At 65.8% G+C, this 19911-nt stretch carries 14 protein-coding genes; 10 read left to right on the top strand and 4 right to left on the bottom strand.

What is annotated here, in order from left to right:
* Nucleotides 1-5 precede the first annotated feature (5 nt).
* Nucleotides 6-686: a FadR/GntR family transcriptional regulator gene (locus GUV69_RS20215; protein ID WP_164205669.1), complete on the bottom strand. Its 681-nt coding sequence runs from the start codon at nt 684-686 to the stop codon at nt 6-8.
* 6 nt (nt 687-692) lie between these two features.
* Nucleotides 693-1916 (bottom strand): MFS transporter, encoded by a 1224-nt coding sequence (locus GUV69_RS20220; RefSeq protein ID WP_164205671.1) that lies wholly within the window; start codon nt 1914-1916, stop codon nt 693-695.
* Between the two features lie 125 nt (nt 1917-2041).
* Here GUV69_RS20220 and GUV69_RS20225 point away from each other — a divergent pair, with 125 nt between their 5' ends.
* Nucleotides 2042-3691, top strand: a complete 1650-nt coding sequence (locus GUV69_RS20225) for a CYTH and CHAD domain-containing protein (RefSeq protein WP_348272258.1) — start codon at nt 2042-2044, stop codon at nt 3689-3691.
* 64 nt (nt 3692-3755) lie between these two features.
* On the opposite strand, the gene GUV69_RS20230 is transcribed toward GUV69_RS20225, so the two are convergent.
* Nucleotides 3756-5192, bottom strand: a complete 1437-nt coding sequence (locus GUV69_RS20230; RefSeq protein WP_164205673.1) for a PucR family transcriptional regulator — start codon at nt 5190-5192, stop codon at nt 3756-3758.
* A gap of 153 nt (nt 5193-5345) precedes the next feature.
* On the opposite strand from GUV69_RS20230, the gene GUV69_RS20235 reads away from it, so the two are divergent.
* From GUV69_RS20235 to GUV69_RS20265, 7 genes are all read left to right on the top strand, one after another.
* Nucleotides 5346-6776, top strand: a complete 1431-nt coding sequence (locus GUV69_RS20235) for an aminobutyraldehyde dehydrogenase (RefSeq protein ID WP_164205675.1) — start codon at nt 5346-5348, stop codon at nt 6774-6776.
* 50 nt (nt 6777-6826) lie between these two features.
* Nucleotides 6827-8209, top strand: coding sequence for a 4-aminobutyrate--2-oxoglutarate transaminase (gabT, locus tag GUV69_RS20240; protein WP_164205677.1), 1383 nt, complete (start codon nt 6827-6829; stop codon nt 8207-8209).
* 740 nt (nt 8210-8949) lie between these two features.
* A complete protein-coding gene (locus tag GUV69_RS20245) occupies nt 8950-9483 on the top strand; it encodes a hypothetical protein (protein ID WP_164205679.1) in 534 nt (177 codons plus the stop codon).
* A 4-nt stretch (nt 9484-9487) separates the two neighbouring features.
* On the top strand, nt 9488-10825 hold the full coding sequence (locus GUV69_RS20250) for a glycosyltransferase family 2 protein (protein ID WP_164205681.1): 1338 nt from the start codon (nt 9488-9490) through the stop codon (nt 10823-10825).
* Nucleotides 10815-12620: a polysaccharide deacetylase family protein gene (locus tag GUV69_RS20255; RefSeq protein ID WP_164205684.1), complete on the top strand. Its 1806-nt coding sequence runs from the start codon at nt 10815-10817 to the stop codon at nt 12618-12620. Before GUV69_RS20250 ends, GUV69_RS20255 begins: the two co-directional genes overlap by 11 nt.
* Nucleotides 12621-12679: 59 nt before the next feature.
* The gene (locus GUV69_RS20260) at nt 12680-14467 is read left to right on the top strand and encodes a polysaccharide deacetylase family protein (RefSeq protein WP_164205686.1); all 1788 of its coding nucleotides are present in this window, start codon (nt 12680-12682) and stop codon (nt 14465-14467) included.
* Nucleotides 14468-14508: 41 nt separating this feature from the next.
* Nucleotides 14509-16197: an endo-1,4-beta-xylanase gene (locus GUV69_RS20265; RefSeq protein ID WP_164205687.1), complete on the top strand. Its 1689-nt coding sequence runs from the start codon at nt 14509-14511 to the stop codon at nt 16195-16197.
* 39 nt (nt 16198-16236) lie between these two features.
* Here GUV69_RS20265 and rarD read toward each other — a convergent pair whose 3' ends face one another.
* A complete protein-coding gene (rarD, locus tag GUV69_RS20270; RefSeq protein ID WP_164205689.1) occupies nt 16237-17256 on the bottom strand; it encodes an EamA family transporter RarD in 1020 nt (339 codons plus the stop codon).
* A gap of 83 nt (nt 17257-17339) precedes the next feature.
* On the opposite strand from rarD, the gene GUV69_RS20275 reads away from it, so the two are divergent.
* Both GUV69_RS20275 and GUV69_RS20280 read left to right on the top strand, forming a co-directional pair.
* Nucleotides 17340-18338 carry a DNA topoisomerase IB gene (locus GUV69_RS20275; protein WP_164205691.1) on the top strand — a complete coding sequence of 333 codons (999 nt, stop codon included), beginning with the start codon at nt 17340-17342 and terminating at the stop codon, nt 18336-18338.
* 126 nt (nt 18339-18464) lie between these two features.
* Entirely contained in the window at nt 18465-19910 is a 1446-nt protein-coding gene (locus GUV69_RS20280) for an FAD-dependent oxidoreductase (RefSeq protein ID WP_164205693.1), read from the top strand.
* Nucleotide 19911: the final 1 nt, after the last annotated feature.

A 19911-nucleotide genomic window follows, 5' to 3' on the forward strand; every position in this document is an offset into this window, starting at 1 on the left:
CAGCCCTACGCCCGCAGCCACTCGGCGCAGGAATTGAGGTTCTGGTTGACGCTGGCCACGGCGGCCTCGGCGTCGTGGGCTTCGATGGCATCCACCACGGCCCCGTGGCCCTCGTGAGTGAGGCCGTCCAGGCGGCCCTTGCGCTGCTGCCTAAGCAGGTCCTGGTGGAAGACGTCGCCGAAACTGACGTAGAGCTCATGCAGCAGCGGGTTCCCGGTTGCCTGGGCCACCCGGGCGTGGAAAGCCCAGTCCGCCCGGGCCCAGCCCTCGAAGTCGGCCGCATTCCAGGCGACCTCCCGGGCGGCGAGGACGGCACGCAGGGCGGCGACGTCGTCGGGCGTTGCATTCCGGGCGGCAAGCCGGGCGGCCTGTGTGTCCAGGCCGAGCCTGACCTCGAGGATGTGTTCATCCGTGTGGTCCTGGTACATCCGGCGGGCGGCGCCGGAAATTTCGCTGGTGGCGCGGACATAGGTGCCGTCACCGCGGCGGACTTCCAGCATCCCGCTGTGGGCCAGGGCCTTGACGGCCTCACGGAGGGTTCCGCGGGAAACTCCCAGGGCCTGCATCAGTTCAGTCTCGGAGGGGATCCGCTGCTGCAGCTGCCATTCGCCGGTATGGATCATCTGGCGGAGTTTGGCGGTGACTTCTTCGGCGAGGGGCTGGCGGTGTGAGGTGCTCAGGGTCATGTCGCCCTACTTCTTCCGCGTCCCGATGGGACTGCGCGAGATCAGGTGGGCCACTACAACCTGGACCACTGCAAGCCCCAGAAGCAGTGCTACGGGCAAGGTCCAGCTGCCGGTCATTCCGTACAGGAGCCCCGTGCCGAACGGTCCCGCTGTCGCCAAAAGGTAACCGGTGGACTGCGCCAGCGTGGACAGGGCGGTGGTCTCGGCGGTGCTGGTCCCGCTTCGGCTGATCAGCACCATCACGAGCGGGAAGATGCCCAGGCCGAAGCCAAGCAGGACCGCGGGGATGACGGCCAGGTGCACGGGCATGACCAGGAGCGAAACCAGGCCGGAGACCATAATGATGCTGACCAGATACAGTGCGGGCCGGAGCATCCGGGGCCTTGAGCCGATGGCGAGGATCAGCATGCCTGCCGGTACCGACACCAGCTGCAGCAGCCCGAACAGCAGGCCGCTGTCCGCCGCGTTGAGGCCCATGCTGGTCAGCATCGACGGGAACCAGCTGATCAGCGCATAGGCAATCAGTGCCTGCAAGGTGAAAATGGCGGTGAGGAGCAGGCCCTTTCGGGTGCGCAGCAGAGGCCATGGTGAGATGTGCGGCCTCGTGTTAAGGGCGCGGTTGCGGTGCGTATGCAGGACCATGGGCAGGAAGCCCAGGAACGCTGCCACAGCCAGGAAACCGAGCGCACCCACGGCGGCGGAAGGGGAGCCCAGCGCCTGGGACAAGGGAACCACCGTCACGGCGGCCACAGTGGCGCCCGTGGTCATGGTGACGGTATACAGCGCGGTCATCACCGAGGTGCGGTGCGCAAAATGCTCGCGGATGAATGACGGCATGGCGACGTTGCAGACCGCCAGCCCGGACATCCCCACCACCGTGCCCGCCAGCAGCATGCCGGTAGCGGGTATTCCGCGCAGCAGCAACCCGCCGGCCAAAAATGCCAGCGCCAGCAGGATGGCCTTCTCGACTCCCAGGCGTCCGGTCAGCCAGGACGTCCCCGCCCCTGCCACCGCGAAACAGAGGGTGGGGATGGACGGGATGATCGCTGCGACCAGCGGCCCGTAGCCCAGGACCTGCTGCAGATCGTGCAGGAGGGCGGACGCGCCGGAGATACCGGTCCGCAGGTTCAGCCCGATAAGCACCAGCGCAACAACGCCGAAGACAACGACCGTACGTTGCTTGGGCGGTACGGCGGGCGGCGCGGGCGGAGCGGTTGCGGCGGCAGTCATCTCTTCAGGTTAGACGTTAGACGTTTGATGTCTAGGGTTGTGTGGCAAAAATCTCCCGGCTGTTCAGCTGGCGGGCATAGACTCGGGCCAGCGGGCCGCTAGGGCTATCGAAGTGGAGGGACGGGATGGTTATGGCTTCCGAGGACGTTGAGGTGGAAAAGAAGTACGACGTCGGCGGGGAGGCGGAGGTGCCCGATCTCGCCGTGCTTCCGGGGGTGGCGCGCGTGGGGGAACCCCGTGTGGATGCGCTGCAGGCGGTGTACTTCGATACGGAGCGCCATGCGCTCGCCGCCCGCGGTATCACCCTTCGCCGCCGCACCGGCGGCGCTGATGCCGGCTGGCACCTGAAGTTGCCGCCGGAGGTTTCACACGAGGAGGAGCCGGCTTCAGCACCTCAGCGGCGCCGTGAGCTGCACGCCCCGCTGGGCCAGCCCGACGTCGTGCCCGACAGCCTGTTGGCTCATGTGCTGGTGTACCTCCGCGGCGATGAACCGGTGCCGGCTGTCCGGCTGGAAACGCGGCGGACCACGCACGCGCTTTACGCCGACGACGGTGTCCACCTGGCGGATCTCGCCGACGACCGCGTCACGGCCCATGTCCTTGGCAGTACGGGGCCGGCTGACGAGGGGGCCCGCACGCAGGAGTGGCGGGAATGGGAACTGGAACTTGTCCATGGCAGCCCGGACTTGTTTCCGGCGGCCGGGGAGGTCCTTGCCTCCGCAGGGGCCCGGCCGGCAGGACACGCGTCAAAGCTGGCGAAGGCCCTGCAGGGCAGCGAGGACGCGGCGGCTGGCCCCGGAAGCGCCGTCCCCGGAAGCGCCGGCACCGAAGGCTCCGGCACCGGACGCGCCGGCCCCGGAGGCCCCCGCCCGGCGCCCGAACCGCCCCGCAAGAAAGGGCCGGTCTCGGATCTGCTCATTGCCTACCTGGATGCGCAGATCAGCGAAATCCTGACCAATGATCCGGGGGTGCGGCTGGAGCAGCCCGAAACCGTTCATGACCTGCGCTCGGCCACGCGCCGGGCCCGCTCGGCCCTCGCAACCTACCGGCGGCTGTACAGCGCAGCCACAGTGCGGCGGCTCCGGGACGAGCTCAAGTGGCTCGGCGGGATGCTGGGGGCACCGCGTGACGCCGAAGTGATGCTGGACCGGTTGCGCGGGCAGGCCGCGGAGCTGCCCCCGGGCCCGGCGTCCAAGGCCGCGGCGGACCGGCTGGAAGAGGAACTCGGCAGTACTTTGGACACGGCCTACCGGAAGCTCCAAAAGATGCTGCTTTCCGAACGGTATTTCCGGCTCCTGGATGACCTCGAGGCGTTCCGGGACCATCCGCCAACACGGCCGGCCGGGCAGGCCACGGCCCGTAAGGCAGCCGGCAAACTGGTGGGGAAAGCGGCCAAACGCCTCCAGCGGGCGGCCCGGACAGCCAAGCGGGCCCGCCGCGGAACCCAGCACGAGACCGCCCTTCACCAGGTCCGCAAGGATGCCAAGCGGTTGCGCCACGTCGCGGAGTCCGTGGGCCCCGTGCACGGCAAACGCGCCAGGAAGATCGTCAAGGCCGCGCACCGCCAGCAGAAGATCCTCGGCGATTTCCAGGACAGTGTGGTGGCCCGCGGTGTTCTGGCCAGGCTGGCGGCAGCGCCGGACCTGAACCAAGAGGTGGCGTCGGCCTTTGTCACGCTTGAGACCCGGCAGGTCCAGCTGGCGGCCGAGGCGGAGGCCGCGTACTGGAAGGCGCGCAAGAAGTCCCGCACGGTACTCCAACGCGGGGTCATTTAGCGTCCCTCGGAGGCCCTCTATTAGACGCGGAGTGACCCCGCGTTGCTGTGAGAGCAGGGGTGGATTACTTGCCCTGCCGCGCGCCGAGCCGCGCAACCGCCAGCGCGAGCCACAGCTGAACCCTGTCGGCCGTGACCGCGGGGTCATAGCCGGTCAGTTCAGTGATCTGCGCCAGGCGGTAGCGCACGGTGTTCCGGTGCAGGGTCAGGGCTTCGGCGACGGCGGCCACTGAACCGTTGTTGGTCAGGTAGCTTTCCAGCGTGGTCATCAGTTCGGAGCCGTGGGCCGCATCAAAGGCGCGCAGCGGGCTGAGGGATTCATTGGCCATGTCCGCGAGCGGCACGTCTTCGCTTGCCAGCAGCAGGGACGTCAGACTGAGGCGTTCCGGCTCGTTCACCGGCAGGCCGTGGCTGGCGGCGTCCCGCGCCTCGAAGTAGCTCCAGCGCAGGCCGTTCGGCTTTGTGTACGCGCCGCCGATGCCGATGGTCGCATGGATCCCCGCCTCCGCAAGGTGATCGCTGAGTTGCCGCGCCAGCGCAGGTGCCGCGCCGCCGTCGTCGTGCACCACCACTACCAGGTCCTGCCCGACGACGGCGGCCACCGCGTCCTCCAGAACCTGCGGTACCGAGGTGCTCACCAGTGCCTTGTGATGGGCGGCGGATACTGCCAGCAGCACCACGTTCCGGCGCGTGCTGTTCAGGCCGACACCGGCCAGCCGGCGCTGGGCCTCGCTGGTCTCCAGGGCGCCGTGGATGACGTCCTCCAGGACCTGGCCGCACAAGGCCCGCTGGGCCTGGCGTTGTTTCACCATGTTGTTCAGCTCCACGCTGATCAGGTTCTGGGCATAGCCGATGATGCCGGAATCCTCGAAGGGCTGGCGGACCCACAGGGTGCATGCGTCGCGGCGGCCTGTGGGAATCGGGTAGGACGCCCACGTGTCCGCGGTAGGAAGTTCGATGCTGCTGTTGTACAGCGGGGCGGTGAACTGCGTGAGGGCAATGTCGGTGCGCAGCATGCCGCCGAGGTGCTTCAGGAGCTGGCCCAGGCCGCCGCCGGTGAGGAGTGCCCTGGCCAGGATCTGGTGGCCCGCAATCAGCCGCTCCAGCTTGGCGACGTGGTCTGCGGATTGCGCATCGGCCACCAGCTTTCCGATGGCAATGAAGGGCGTCTCGTAAGGTACCCGGACCACCGGAAGCCCCCACCGGTTGGCCTCTGCAACCAGGGCCGGCGGAACATCGTCGTGCGTAAGCCCGGTGCCGAACCCGATCCCCACGGCACCCGCGCGCTGGACCTGCCGGACGAACCTCCGCTGCTCCGGCGCGGACCGCAGGCGTATCCCGGTGGTCAGCACCAGTTCGCCGCCGTTGAGGAAGCGCTGCGGGTCTTCCAGCTCCGTGACGGCCACCCAGTTAATGTCATGGTGCCATGTCGTTTCGGCCAGGCCGGCCTTGGACAGGTGGAGGGACTGAACGCCGAGGAGCATCGCGAGGGAAATGGCCATACTCCTAGGATAGGCAGGGGTTGGGCGACCGCACTAAAGAGGTAGCGGAACGGTGTGCAGGTGGCTATTCCCCCGGTGCGGGGGGCAGCATAGGCTCAGAGCAGTCGCCCACCGCATCGACGGTGCTGTTTCCCCTGAAAGAGGTTGTACATCGTGGTCCAGACCTTGCAAAACTTCATCAACGGTGAGTTTGTCACCCCGGCCGGCACAGGCCTGCTGGACATCGTCAATCCCACCAACGGCGAGGTGGTGGCGAAATCGCCCGTGTCAGTGCAGGCCGATGTTGACGCCGCCATGGCCGCCGCGAAGGATGCCTTCAAGACCTGGAAGCACGCCACCCCCGGCCAGCGCCAGCTGATGCTCCTGAAGCTCGCAGACGCCGTCGAGGCCAACAGCGACGAACTTGTGGAAGCCCAGCACCGCAACACCGGCCAGGTGCGTTCGCTCATCGCCTCCGAGGAAGTTGCCGCCGGCGCCGACCAGCTCCGCTTCTTCGCCGGCGCTGCCCGGATCCTGGAGGGCAAGTCCGCCGGCGAGTATTTCGAGGGCCACACGTCTTATGTGCGCCGCGAACCCATCGGCGTGGTTGCCCAGGTGGCGCCGTGGAACTACCCGTTCCTCATGGCCATCTGGAAGATCGGCCCCGCCCTCGCCGCCGGCAACACCGTGGTCCTCAAGCCCTCAGACACGACGCCGGAATCCACCTTGGTGCTTGCCCGCCTGGCCGGTGAGATCCTGCCCGCCGGTGTGCTGAACGTTGTGCTGGGAACCGGCGAAACCGGCGCCCTGATGGTGGATCACAAGGTCCCCGGCCTGGTCTCCATCACCGGCTCCGTCCGCGCGGGCATCGCCGTGGCCTCCGGCGCCGCGAAGGGGCTCAAACGGGCCCACCTGGAGCTCGGCGGCAAGGCACCGGCCATCGTGTTCAAGGACGCCGACATCAAGAAGAGCGCCGCGGCCATTGCCGAATTCGCGTTCTTCAACGCCGGCCAGGACTGCACCGCCATCACGCGGGTCCTCGTGGAGGACTCCGTGCACGACGACGTTGTGGCAGCCATGGTGGAGCACACCAAGACCCTGCACACCGGCTCGCAGAACGATGAAGACAACTACTTCGGCCCGCTGAACAACGTCAACCACTTCAACGCCGTGACGTCCGTGGTGGAGCACCTCCCGGACAACTGCAGGATTGTCACCGGCGGCCACCGGGCGGGGGAGAAGGGCTACTTCTTCGAGCCCACCATCGTCACCGGCGCCAGGCAGACAGACGACATCGTCCAGAAAGAGACCTTCGGCCCGGTCATCACGGTGCAGAAGTTCAGCACCGAAGCGGAGGCCCTTGAACTGGCGAACGACGTCGACTACGCCCTCGCATCCAGCGTCTGGACATCCGACCACGGCACGGCCATGCGGATGAGCCGCGACCTGGACTTCGGCGCGGTCTGGATCAACACGCACATCCTGCTGACGGCCGAAATGCCGCACGGCGGCTTCAAGCAGTCGGGCTACGGCAAGGATTTGTCCATGTACGGCGTGGAGGATTACACGCGCATCAAGCACGTCATGTCCGCGCTCGACGCCTAGCCACGTTCCTCCGGCCGCCACCGGCACCTTAACTTAGAGAAAGAACCATCATGACTGCCACCACAAACGACATCACCTTCCGCCTGGAGCAGAAGCGCCGTGTCCAGGCCGACTTCCCGGGCCCTAAGTCCATCGCCCTGACCGAACGCCGCAAGGCCGTAGTCGCCGCCGGCGTCGCCTCAAGCGTCCCCGTGTACGTGGCGGATGCCGACGGCGGGATCATCCACGACGTCGACGGCAACTCCTTCATCGACCTCGGCTCGGGCATCGCGGTGACCAGCGTCGGCGCGTCCGATCCCGCCGTCGTCGGTGCCGTGAAGGAAGCCGTGGAGCACTTCACGCACACCTGCTTTATGGTCACACCGTACGAGAGTTACGTGGCCCTCGCGGAGCAGCTCAACCGGCTCACTCCCGGCGACCACGAGAAGCGGACGGTGCTGTTCAACTCAGGCGCCGAGGCAGTGGAGAACGCCGTCAAGGTGGCCCGACTGGCCACGGGGCGCGACGCCGTCGTCGCCTTTGACCATGCCTACCACGGCCGCACCAACCTCACCATGGCACTTACCGCCAAGGCCATGCCATATAAGTCAGGCCCGGCAGGCAGCTTCGGCCCGTTCGCCCCGGAGGTCTACCGACTGCCGATGAGCTACCCGTACCGCGAGGAAAACCCGGAGATCACCGGTGCCGAGGCTGCCAGGCGCGCCATCACCATGATCGAAAAGCAGATCGGCGGGGACCTGGTGGCCGCCATTATCATCGAACCGATCCAGGGCGAGGGCGGCTTCATCGTCCCGGCCGAAGGCTTCCTGCCGGCACTGGCCGCCTGGGCCAAGGACAAGGGCATCGTCTTCATCGCCGATGAGGTCCAGTCCGGATTCTGCCGCACCGGCGAATGGTTCGCCGTTGACCACGAAGGCGTCGTTCCGGACATCATCACCATGGCCAAGGGAATCGCCGGCGGCATGCCGCTGTCCGCCATCACCGGCCGCGCCGACCTGCTCGACGCCGTCCACGCGGGCGGACTGGGCGGCACCTACGGCGGAAACCCGGTGGCGTGCGCCGCCGCCCTCGCGGCCATCGGATCCATGGAGGAATACAACCTCGCCGGCCGGGCCCGCCACATCGAGGAGCTGGCCACGGGCCGCCTGCGCGAGCTGCAGGCACGGCTCGCCGCTTCGGGAAGCGCCGTCATCGGCGATATCCGCGGCCGCGGCGCCATGCTGGCCATCGAGCTGGTCCAGGCCGGCTCCAAGGAGCCGAATCCGGAATTGACCAGGAATGTGGCGGCTGCGTGCCTCAAGGACGGCGTCATCATCCTCACCTGTGGCACTTACGGAAACGTCATCCGGCTCCTGCCGCCGCTGGTTATCACGGATGAGCTGCTGAACGACGGTTTGGACGTCCTGGCTGCGGCCATCAAGGCTAACGCCTGACGGAAGCAGGCTGGCCTGTAGTAAGTGGGCCTGCAATAAACAGCAACAAGAAGCAGCATCCCCGAGCAACGGGGGTGCTGCTTTTTTGTTGTCCGGACATTCCAGCTAGGGGAACTACCTAACGACTTTGCGCCGATAGGGGCACAGATACCTAATGCACCCGCTCTTCCAGCGGGTAACTCCCTAATGACCTGCAGCCGCGAGGCTCTTTGAGTAAGTACCCCAAAGAAACTATTAGAGTACCGGCTACTCGTGTATGGCCTTAGGGGCGACTCGTAGTTTGGACACATCGGTGAGCTATGCAGCGGCTCCTGGAAGGCTTAACTATGCGGAGATTCGTGATGACATTTCTCGAAGCTGTCGACCGCCTTAGGGCAATGCCAAGGGCGGTAGACGAGATTGCTTTAGGTGATCGTCCGGTGCCCGCTGTCGGAAGCGGAGACGCCACCCCGCTCATAATTTGTTCGCAACGCGGCAATGGTGCCCTCGCTTGCGAAGGTCCTGCGCAAGGTGCACGGACGCAGACACGGCTTAGCCCTGGGAGTGGACGCCTCGCCCCACGGCCAATGACAACATCTTGCACGAGACAGGGGAAATGCAATGACTCGACTACTCACGGGAGCCGTGGACTGGACCGGTGGCACACCTGCCGCAGGATCAACCTCTGTGGACCAACCATGCCGGCTCTGTCACGGGCGCGCCACAACTGACTACACCTACGCAGAAGGGGAGGGCCTCCGATGACGCACATCGTGAGTTCTGTGCCGGCCCAGGCGACCTTCGGTCGGGATAGCGCGCTCTTCGAAGGCCTGGTCGATTTTGTGGCTCAGCTCAGCGTGGCTCTATGGGCACTCGTGATCCTCACCGTGGTGGTGCGCTTCGTCGGCATCTGGCTGTATCGGCGCGGTGCCGACCGCAAGGCACGCGTCGTGGCCTCGACCCCGAGTGCAGCTGCTGTTGTGCCGACCGTCGTACCGGTCAACACGCTGAACACACTCACTCCGGTTAACACGGCTACAACGGACACGGTTCCAGCCGCCATGACCTTGAACGATGCAGTGCACGCCACCATTGCCGGAAAGGATGCCGTCCACACGCTAAGGACTGACGCCGTCACGAGCGCCACGTTCGACCAGCTTCGGCAGCCGGACGAGACACCGGCCGTAGTCGCCACGTCGGTGCAGGTGTCCCGCCGCTCACTGCGCCACTGGCGCAGCGGACCCCGGACCACCGCGCACGTACCTGCGCTCGCCGCTAATTCTACTGAGGGATGAGAGTATGGATATCCCGCTGGTGGTCTTCTGGCTGTTCGCCGGTGTCAGCATCCTTTACGTCGTGCACTTCGGGCTTTACCTGGTGGGTGCCAACTTCTATGACATCTGGCAGCAGCGCCGGAAAGGGATGAGCGGGGTCCGGCTACCGGCCGAGTACCAGGCGGAGTGCGCTGCGACGGCGACATGGACCCGCCGTGCCCGCCCCGAAGTGCCCGGACTGGTCTCCGTCGCTATCGCAGCACACAATGAGGAGACCGTAATCGTTCGGACCCTCGACTCCCTCCGGCGCAGCACCTACCGTTCTTTTGAGGTCCTCGTTGCGGACGATGCCTCTACCGATCTGACGGGCCGGCTGGTCCGTGATTACCAGGTGCGGCACCCTGATATGGATCTGCGCATCGTGCGAATGCACAAGAACGTTGGGAAAGGCGCGGCGCTCAATGAGGCGCTTCGCCGGCACGCACGCGGCCAATTTGTCATGACGATGGACGCCGACTCCATTCTCGAGCCGACCGCGATTGCCAACGCGCTGACCTACTTTGACGATCCGTATGTGGCCGGCGTCGCTGCCAACGTGCAGATCCTGGAAGAGACGACGGGGCTGGGCATCCTGCAGCGGTTCGAGCACATGATCGGCTACCGCTCAAAAAAGCTCTACTCCCTGCTTAATTGCGAGTTTGTGGTGGGTGGAGTGGCCTCCACCTATCGGATGCGCGTGCTGCGCAAGGTGGGCTTCTATGATACGGACACCTTGACGGAGGACATCGGCCTGAGCACAAAAATCACCAGTTTGGGCAACCGCCGGTTCCGTATGGTCTACGGCGCTGACGTGGTCGCCAAGACCGAGGGCGTCCTCACCTTCCGGGCCCTGGCAAAGCAGCGCTATCGGTGGAAGTTCGGAAGCCTGCAGAACCTGCTCAAGTATCGCGGAATGGTGATGAACCCGAGCCGCCGGTACACCGGCACGCTGACCTACTATCGGATGCCGATGGCCGTGCTCAGCGAGTTCACGCTGCTCGTCTCGCCGCTTGCCTGGACCTATGCGGCCTACTGGTCGGTGGTCACACAGACGCCCGCCCTGGTCCTCGGAGCGTACGCCACCATCACTGCTTACACTCTGCTGACTATCTGGATGGATGAGAACCTTTCGGTGCGCGAACGCGCCCGACTGTCCGTGTATGCCCCGACCGCGTACTTCCTGTTTTACATTATGGATCTGGTGCAGTTGTCGGCAGCCTTCCGCTGTATCGCACGCTCGAAAGGACTGTTCAAGCGTTCCGAGCACACCACATGGAAGTCGCCACAGCGCGCTGGCAGCGTGGTGGTAGTCCGTGCAGCATAAACGACACCGACTTCGCCGTTTCCTGCTGAACCCGTTCGTAGCCATTTCTGTTGTGGTTATCCTGGCCACATCAGGGTGGCTGCTGTACACCGACGGGACGAACAGTGTTGCCCGGCCGCGGCCCGGTGCGAACCTGCTCCCCATGCTTAATCCAACGACGGCGGGCGCTTCAATGACGTCCGGCCCATCGGCGCCCGCCGGCCTTGTGGGCGGGTGGAAGGTCAACAACAGCGGGGACGCCCAAACCTCCCTGGAGCTGGTGAGCGGGCAGATGAACGACGACGCGCTGAAGCTCGATATCGCCCGCTACGCCTCGGGTGACATTACGTTGACGAGCCCACGGGTGGATGTGCAGGCCGGGAAGACCTACCTTTTCAAAGCATTCACCACCAGCGATACGGACTTCACGCTGCTTGCCCGCAGACACCACGCCGATGGCAGCACCTCGCTGGAGCAGCTGCGGAATCCCCTCGAACGGCCGGGTAATGCCCCCTTCACGGTTAGCGACGCGTTCGACAGCGGAGAGACGACCACCGCGGTGGAGTACGTCTTCCGGCTCGCGACAACGGGAATTATAACTGTCGAGGGGGCCTACCTTGAAGCTGCGGAGGACGTCCGGCTGCGGGCCGCTCCGGCTGGCGGCACCAACCTCATCCCTAACTCCGGGCTCGCCGCCCCGCAGCCGGGCGTGCCCTACTCATGGTCCCCGTACGCCTCCGGGGCGTCGAACGTGGCGTCCGGGCGCAGCGAGGACAAGGACGGGAGCTTCCTGTGGACCCGCATCGCGAATTACCGGAGCGGCGAAGCCAAGTGGCAGTACCCGCCTGTCCCCGTCGCCGTCGACCGCTATCTCGAGTTCGGCGCGACCTACCGGTCCGAACGGGAGGTGGACGTCGTGGCCGAGTTCGAGCTCGTGAACGGCGGGCGCTCCTTCCTCAACCTGGAGACCGTCCCGCCGGCAGGGGAGTGGACAACCATCAGGGAACCGTTCCAGGTTCCGGTCGGGGCAAAGTCGGTGATGGTCACTCTGGTGTCGCACGGAAACGGCACCACCGGAGTCCGCGACTACTCGCTCACGGATATCACTAAGCCAGGTCCCCTCCGCTGGTCCAAGCCCATGGTGTCGATCTCCTTCGACGACGGCTGGCAGTCTGTCTACGACCGTGCCCTGCCGTTGCTGGACGAGCACAAGTTCCCGTCCACCCAGTACGTCAATCCCAGTTCCATCGAGACGCAGAACTTTATGACGGCCGCCCAGGTGCAGCAGATGACCGAGGCAGGGCATGAGTTCGCCTCGCACAGCTACAATCACGTCGATCTCACCTCAATCGGCGCTGACCGGCTGCACGATGAGATGCGGCAGAGTGACGAGGCCCTTGCCGCCGCCGGCCTCGGCACCAATGACCTGGCACCCCCCTACGGACGGTCCGACCCCCAGGTTGACTGGTACGCGAGCAAGTACTTCGACATTGTTCGCGGGACAGAGGATGGCATCAACACCCGGCAGAACCTGGAGCCGCACGATCTGAAGGTCTTCTACGTGACCGACGAGACCACCCCGGAGATCCTGGCCGAGGCGCTCGCCGAGACATCAAGGATGAACGGCTGGCTCATCCTCGTTTACCACCAGATCGCGGCCCCCGACTCGACCGGCACCCAGCAAAGCGGCACCATCGCGGCGGACCGGAGCACCATCACCAGCGACGCCCTCGCAGCCCAACTGAAGCTCATCCACCAAAGCGGTATCGAGGTGCAGACGGTCGCTCAGGCCTACAAGCAATTGCAGGGCCCGTGACCACCAATCGGCGGCGTAACCCGGTGCCGTCAGCCACACAAAAGGAACGGATGGAACTCATGACCATAACCAGATCCAGCTTGGCGCGGGGGCACGCCAAGCTCGTGACCATTGGGGTGGCTGTGGCAGCCATGGCCGCCGCGCTTCTGACGCCAGGGGTGGCGAACGCAGCTGTGGACAACCCGGCGCCCGGACCGCTGGTGTCCTTCACCTTCGATGACGGGGCCCTCAGTTCACTGACGCAGGCCGCGCCGACGCTCCAGAAGCACGGGCTCACCGGCACGAACTATGTCACCACCAACTGCGTCGGCATGACCACCGTGCCCAACACCTGCCGGGCCGACACGGACGTGCCCTACATGACGTGGGACCAGATCGTGCAGCTGCAGAACACCTACGGGTGGGAAATCGGCTCACACACCGTCAGCCACCAGTGCCTTGTGAGCGTCGGCGACGACTGCCAGGCCACCAAGCTGACGGCCGCCCAGGTCAACGCCGAGCTGGCAAACAGCAAGTCCGCCCTCGCCGCCCGCGGTATCAACGCGACGGCGTTCGCCCCGCCGTACGGTGACTATGACATGCCGGTGATTGCCCAGGTGGCCAAGTACTACAGCTCGATGCGCGGCTTCGCGGACACGGGCAACAACATCTGGCCGCTCGGCGACTACCTGCTGCGCAATGTCCCGGTCCAGGAGGTGACCACGCCGGTGGCCACGCTGAAGGCGAAGGTTGACGAGGCGATTGCGAACAAGAACTGGGTGGTGTTCACCTTCCACGACATCCGGCCGAATCCCAGCCGGAACCCGGACGACTACCAGTACGGCACCGCCGAGCTCGACGAGCTGGCTGCGTATGTGAAGACCAAGGTTGCGGCCGGCCAGATCAAGAACGTCAACGTGTCCAAGGGCCTCGTGACGGGTTCGCCGAACAAGATGCCGAACCCCACGTTCAACAACGGACTCGGGGACGGCTGGCGGACCGACGCCCCGGCGACCATCACTGCCGATACTGGCAACAACGGCAGCTTCCCGGACTCCGCGAGGTCAGTGAAGCTCGTCTCCGGCACAGGGCAGGGCCACCTGTTCTCTCCGCGGGTCCCGGTCACCCCGGGGACCAACTACCTGTACAAGACGTTCCTCAACGTCGCAGCCATTACCAGCGGCGAGGTGGCCTTCTACGTCGACGAGTACAACGCCGCCGGGACCTGGATCTCGGGCCAGTACCGCAAGCGGGAGAACACGCGGTGGGTGGAAGCGCTCAACTTCACCTATACGCCGAGTTCGACCAACGTGGCCACCGCAAGCCTGCAGGTCATCGTGGCGGGCACAGGAATCACCGCCTACCTCGACAACGTGCAGATGATGGCGCTGAGCGCGGAGACCCAGCAGCCGCCGGCCTCGAACCTCGTGGCCAACGGCACCTTCGACGCCGGCATCAGCGGCGGCTGGAGGAGCGACGCCGCGACGGCCATCGTGGCCGACGGCGCCAACAACGGCGCGCCGGCAAACCCGGTGAACTCCGTGAAGATGCAGTCCACCGCGGCCAACATCCACCTGTTCTCACCGCAGGTGAACGTCACCCCGGGCAGCTACAAGATCGCCGCCTACCTCAACATCAGGAACCGCACCGCCGGTGAGCTCGGCTGGTACATCGACGAGTACGATGCCAACGGCAACTGGATCTCCGGGCAGTGGAAGCTCGCGAGCACCACGGTGGGCGCCAGCAACGTCGACCTGACCTACTCACCGAGCACCACCAACGTCGCGAGGGCCAGTCTGCAGGTGTATGTGACCGGCAATTCGGGCGTGCTGGCCTATGTGGACGACGTCCGCTGGACCAGGTCCTAAGAAGAGGACGAGAATGCAGGATGGGAGAAAAAGGAGGCAGGATGGCCAGGCGCCCACGCGTGCTCATGGTGCTGGCGTCCTGCCTCCTTCTCGCCATCGCAGGCTGCACCGGCGATCCGAACCCGGAGCCCGACGTGATCGTTGACCTGCTCCAGCAGGACTGGCAGCATACGCCTGGCGTGGCGGCCGGCGGCGGCACGCTGCAGGTCGCCGCCACAACACGGAGCATCGTTGAGCAGAACGGCGGGGGAGGCCAGCCAAACCCGCCCCTGAACCTGGCAGGCACGCACCTGGTAGCCGGGGGGGACTTTTCCCTCAGTGTTTCCTTCACTGACGTGACAGCCGACGCGACCTGGACCGTCTACGACAGCCCGCCGGTGATCGCCGACGAGTTCAGGATCGAGCCGGCCGGACTGCGGCTGACCCTCCGCGGCGACGATCTAGGGATTGCCGTCTTTGACGGCTCGGGCCAGAAAGACGTGACCAACCCCCGGCCGGCGCATGAGGAACACGTAAAGGTCGCCGATCCGGAGGCGGAGCTCTCGGTGCGCCGGGCCGGTAAAACACTCGAGGTCGACAGCGGCGGGGACACCGTGCTGTCGCTGCCCCTGGGCGGCGTATTCGACTCGGGAAAGCTCTGGCTGGGCCTGTCGAGCGACGACGGTTCGTTCCAGGTCAGATCACTCACCGCCACCGCCCCGAAAGGTACCTCGCTGACCACGGCCGGCCCCGCGGTGGCTGCGGCCGAACAGGCACCGGACGGACTGCAGGCACTGGCTGCAAGGATCCGGCCGGATTTCAAAATCGGTGCGGCAGTGGCCCTCGGTCCGCTGGCGTCAGACGCGGACTACGCGCGGGAGCTCGTCGGCAACTTCGGCGCCCTCACACCGGAGAACGCGATGAAGCCGCAGTTCCTTTCGCCGCAGCAGGGCGTCTACACGTTTGAAGAAGCCGATGCGATCCTCGCGATCGCCGAAAGCAAGGGCATCGCGGTACACGGTCACACGATCGCCTTCACGGAGGCGATGCCGCGCTGGATGCAGGAGCTCCCCAGCGGCTCAGAGCAGGAACGCCGTGCCAGCGCTGAGGCCCTGCTGGACTTCGTCAAAACCGTGGTAACGCACTTCAAGGGAAGGCTTGACTCCCTTGATGTCGTCAACGAACCGCTCGACATCTACCAGGGAACCAGCCTCCAGGAGAACATCTGGTACCGCGTCTTCGGGCCCTCCTACCCGGCGGTTGTCGCCCGCGCCGTCTACGACGCGGACCCGGACGTCAAGCAGTTCATCAACGAGAACGGGGCCGACGTCCCGGGGCCACGGCAGGATGCCCTGCTGAAGCTCGCGACTGACACCAACGCGCTGGGCGGGCACATCTATGGTGTGGGCCTCCAGGCCCACGTCTACGACCTTGAGACCGACTCGATCTCCGCCGAGGACCTCAGCCAAACCCTCGACAGCATCGGGGCTGCGGGGCTGCACGCCCGAATCTCGGAGAACGACGTCTCCGACGACGAGGGGAGGGACGCCCAGGCGAAGCAGTACGCCACAGTGCTGGCCACCTGCCTGAGCTCGCGCGTCTGCGTCTCCTACACAACGTGGGGCGTGGACAGCCGCTACGACTGGTGGATCGACGACGACGGCGGCCTGCAGCAGGGCCACGACTTCCTGTTCGAGGACGGCAAGCCGACGCCCGCGTACGAGGCGATAAAGCGCGAGCTGGGCGGCTGACTCCGCCGGCCGGGACCGGCGACCGGTCGGGGAGGCCCGCTAAGGCCGGGCAGCCGCCTGGCCGGTGCGCCGTTTCGCTACGGAGTTCTTTCGCGTCGCACGAAGCATATCCACCGTGAGGACCAGCAGCGCCAGCCACACCACCCCGAACCCGATCCAGCGGTCCGGGGTCATGGCTTCGCGGAACACCACCAGCGCCACGATGAACTGCAGCACCGGGGCCACGTACTGGAGCAGCCCGATGGTGGTCAACGGCAACCGCCTCGCTGACGCGCCGAAGAACAGCAGCGGCACCGCCGTGAGTACACCCGACGCCGCCAGGAGCCAGAAATGCCCTGTTCCCTGGCTGGTCAGGGTGGCCGAGCCGCTTATGCCCAGGAATACCATCGTGGCCCCGGCTACAGGAGCCAGCACCATGGTCTCGACGCTGAGGCTGGTCACGGCATCCACCTTGGGGCCGACACGCTTCTTCACGAAGCCGTACAGCCCGAAGCTGAAGGCCAGGGTCAGGGCGATCCACGGCAGTTTGCCGTACCTCCCCGGGACCCCCCCCACCGCCACAAAACCGATCCCGACGGCGGCCCACTGCAGGGCGCGCAGCTTCTCCTTGAGGACAATGACGCCGAGGAGCACCGAGACTAGGGGATTGATGAAGTATCCCAGCGACGCTTCAACGGCCTGGCCGGTGGTCACGCCGTACGTATAGGTCAGCCAGTTCACGGCGATGAGGGCGCTGGCGATGGTCAGGGCGCCGAAGACCGCACGGTTCCGGAAGGCAGCGGCCAGCGCTCCCCAGGACCGGGTGACGGTGATCAGCAGGACGCAGAACAGCAGTGACCAGACCACACGGTTGGCCACGATCTCCACGGCTCCGGCGGGCAGCAGCGCGAAGAAGTATAACGGGAGCAGCCCCCACAGCCCGTACGCGCCGAAACCGAACAGGATTCCCGCCGTCGTCTCTTTGTCCACAGCCTTCAGGCCCGGGGCGCCTGAACCGCCCGCCGGAGCGGTGGCTTGGGTGGCGGACGTCGAACCGCGGGGAGTAGGCACGCCTTCCATAACATCATGCTCCCGGCGGGTATTCCGCCAAATCATCAGTAGGCTTGCCTTTATGGAACGGACGAACCGGAAGGGCGGCCGCCGTGAGGCTCCGCCGCAGTAACGCCAACGGCCGGGGCTATCGGCGCGTGGCCGCGGGGACGGGCTTCAGCTACCGCGACCTGGACGGCTCCACGCTGCCCCCGGGACCTATCCGGGACAGGCTCGAAAGCATCGGAATCCCGCCGGCCTGGACGGACGTGTGGATTGCCCCGTTCGAGAACGGGCACATCCAGGCCACAGGCCTGGATGCGGTGGGGCGGCGGCAGTACATCTACCATCCGGAGTGGCGCGAGCGGAAAGACCGGGTGAAGTTCGACCGCGCCCTGCAGTTGGCGGAATCGCTGCCTACGGCCCGGCGGCTGGTCACCCTGGACCTGCGCAGCGACGGCGTCGGCCGCGAACGCGTCCTGGCAGCGGCCTTCAGGATGCTGGACAGCGGATCGTTGCGGGTGGGGTCCGAGCGGTACACAAACGAGAATGGCAGCCGCGGCCTTGCCACGCTCCTGTGTGCACACGTCCAGGTGCGCAAGGATTGCCTGGAGCTGAGGTTTCCCGCCAAGAGCGGCAAGGACTGGGAATCGGAGATCCACGACGCCGACCTCGCCGCCCTGGTGCGTACCCTCAAACGGCGCGGGGGTAACGCCCGGCTGCTGGCGTACAAGAACGGCCGGGCCTGGCATCCGGTCACCGCCGCCGACATCAACGCCTACGTCAAGGAGCGCACGGGATCGGACTTTACGGCCAAGGACTTCCGGACCCTGCACGGGACCGTGGCGGCAGCCGTCAGCCTGGCGCGCACCGGACCGCAGAACAAAGTCGGGGCGCGTAAGAGTGCCATCAGTGAAGCCATGGCGCAGGCAGCGGCGGTCCTGGGGAACACGCCGTCGATCGCCCGCAAGAGCTATGTTGATCCGCGCCTGCTGGACCATTTTGCTGCCGGCGCCACCATCGATCCCCGCCGGGTGCATGCCGCCGAGTCCGAGCTCCGCGCGCTGCTGTACCAGGAAGGCGACGTTGTTCCGCTGCAAAAGAGTGGCTGACCGCCGCGTTCAGCCGCGCACACTTCGAACCCGCGCACATTTAGAATAGGGACACTGTGCGCGACCCGCACCGTGCGCTGTACGAAGCGCCTTCGGCGCTAAATCCTCCTTCCAGAAGGGCTCCCGGTGTCCAACACAGGCGAAACCACCTCCAAACGTCCACTCCGCGTTGCCATTGTGGGCGCAGGACCGGCAGGGGTTTATGCGGCGGACATCCTGACTAAGTCCAACGGCGTCAAGGACGGCGACTTCGAGGTCAGCATTGACCTGTTCGAGGCCTACCCCGCGCCCTACGGCCTGATCCGGTACGGCGTGGCGCCTGACCACCCGCGCATTAAGGGCATCGTCAACGCGCTGCACAAGGTCCTGGACCGCGGCGACATCCGCTTCCTGGGTAACGTCACGTATGGCCGTGACCTGACCCTGCATGACTTCCGCGCCTTCTATGACGCTGTCATCTTCTCAACCGGTGCCATCAAGGACGCGGACCTGCCCATCCCGGGCATTGACCTCCCCGGCTCCTTCGGCGGGGCGGACTTTGTCTCCTGGTACGACGGCCACCCGGATGTCCCGCGGGAGTGGCCGCTGGACGCCAAAGAGATTGCCGTGATCGGCAACGGCAACGTAGCGCTGGACGTCGCCCGGATGCTCGTGAAGCACCCCGAAGAACTCCTGTCCACGGAGATCCCGGACAACGTCTACCGCGGCCTGAAAAACTCCCCGGTGACTGACGTCCATGTGTTTGGCCGCCGCGGTCCCGCCCAGGTGAAGTTCACGCCGCTGGAACTGCGCGAACTGAGCCACATGAAGGACGTGGACATTGTGCTGTACCCGGAGGACTTCGAATTCGACGAAGCCTCCGATGACGCCATCCGGAGCAACAACCAGATCAAAACCATGGTGAACACCCTCACCAACTGGCTTGTGGAAGAGCACACGGAAGCGGACGAACCGTCCTCCCGCCGCCTGCACCTGCACTTCCTGCACAGCCCGATCGAGATATTCGGGAGCGAGGGCACCGACGGCGGGTCCGGTCACGTCGCCGGCATCAAGTTCGAGCGGATGGAGCTGGACGGCACCGGCAACGTTAAAGGAACCGGCGAGTTTGTGGACTACCCGGTCCAGGCCGTGTACCGCGCCATCGGCTACCACGGCTCGCCCCTGGACGAACTGGAATACGACGCCAAACGCGGCGTGGTCCCCAACGAGGGCGGCCGGGTCCTGGACGCTAAAGGCAACCCGGTGCCGGGGATCTACGCCACCGGCTGGATCAAGCGCGGTCCCGTCGGCCTGATCGGGCACACCAAGGGCGACGCGCTGGAAACCATCGGTTTCCTGCTCGAGGACAGGCTTTCGTTGCCCCCGGCCCAGAACCCGGATCCGCAGGCCATCATCGACCTCCTCCAGGACCGGGGCATCGAGTTCACCACGTGGGAGGGCTGGATCAAGCTCGATGCGCACGAAGCAGCCCTCGGTGCGGAATGGGTCGGTGACGACGGTACCGCCGCCGTCGTGCGTGAACGCATCAAAGTAGTCCCGCGCGAGGAAATGATCAATATTTCCCGCGCCTGAT

It is taken from the genome of [Micrococcus luteus] ATCC 49442 (genome assembly GCF_010367585.1).
GTDB lineage: Bacteria > Actinomycetota > Actinomycetes > Actinomycetales > Micrococcaceae > Arthrobacter > Arthrobacter luteus_A.

What these genes read in the sequence shown, in the direction of transcription:
- GUV69_RS20215 (WP_164205669.1), bottom strand. Translation starts at nt 686, where the DNA reads ATGACCCTGAGCACCTCACACCGCCAGCCCCTCGCCGAAGAAGTCACC.
- GUV69_RS20220 (WP_164205671.1), bottom strand. Translation starts at nt 1,916, where the DNA reads ATGACTGCCGCCGCAACCGCTCCGCCCGCGCCGCCCGCCGTACCGCCC.
- GUV69_RS20225 (WP_348272258.1), top strand. Translation starts at nt 2,042, where the DNA reads ATGGTTATGGCTTCCGAGGACGTTGAGGTGGAAAAGAAGTACGACGTC.
- GUV69_RS20230 (WP_164205673.1), bottom strand. Translation starts at nt 5,192, where the DNA reads ATGGCCATTTCCCTCGCGATGCTCCTCGGCGTTCAGTCCCTCCACCTG.
- gabT (WP_164205677.1), top strand. Translation starts at nt 6,827, where the DNA reads ATGACTGCCACCACAAACGACATCACCTTCCGCCTGGAGCAGAAGCGC.
- GUV69_RS20245 (WP_164205679.1), top strand. Translation starts at nt 8,950, where the DNA reads ATGACGCACATCGTGAGTTCTGTGCCGGCCCAGGCGACCTTCGGTCGG.
- GUV69_RS20250 (WP_164205681.1), top strand. Translation starts at nt 9,488, where the DNA reads ATGGATATCCCGCTGGTGGTCTTCTGGCTGTTCGCCGGTGTCAGCATC.
- GUV69_RS20260 (WP_164205686.1), top strand. Translation starts at nt 12,680, where the DNA reads ATGACCATAACCAGATCCAGCTTGGCGCGGGGGCACGCCAAGCTCGTG.
- GUV69_RS20265 (WP_164205687.1), top strand. Translation starts at nt 14,509, where the DNA reads ATGGCCAGGCGCCCACGCGTGCTCATGGTGCTGGCGTCCTGCCTCCTT.
- rarD (WP_164205689.1), bottom strand. Translation starts at nt 17,256, where the DNA reads ATGGAAGGCGTGCCTACTCCCCGCGGTTCGACGTCCGCCACCCAAGCC.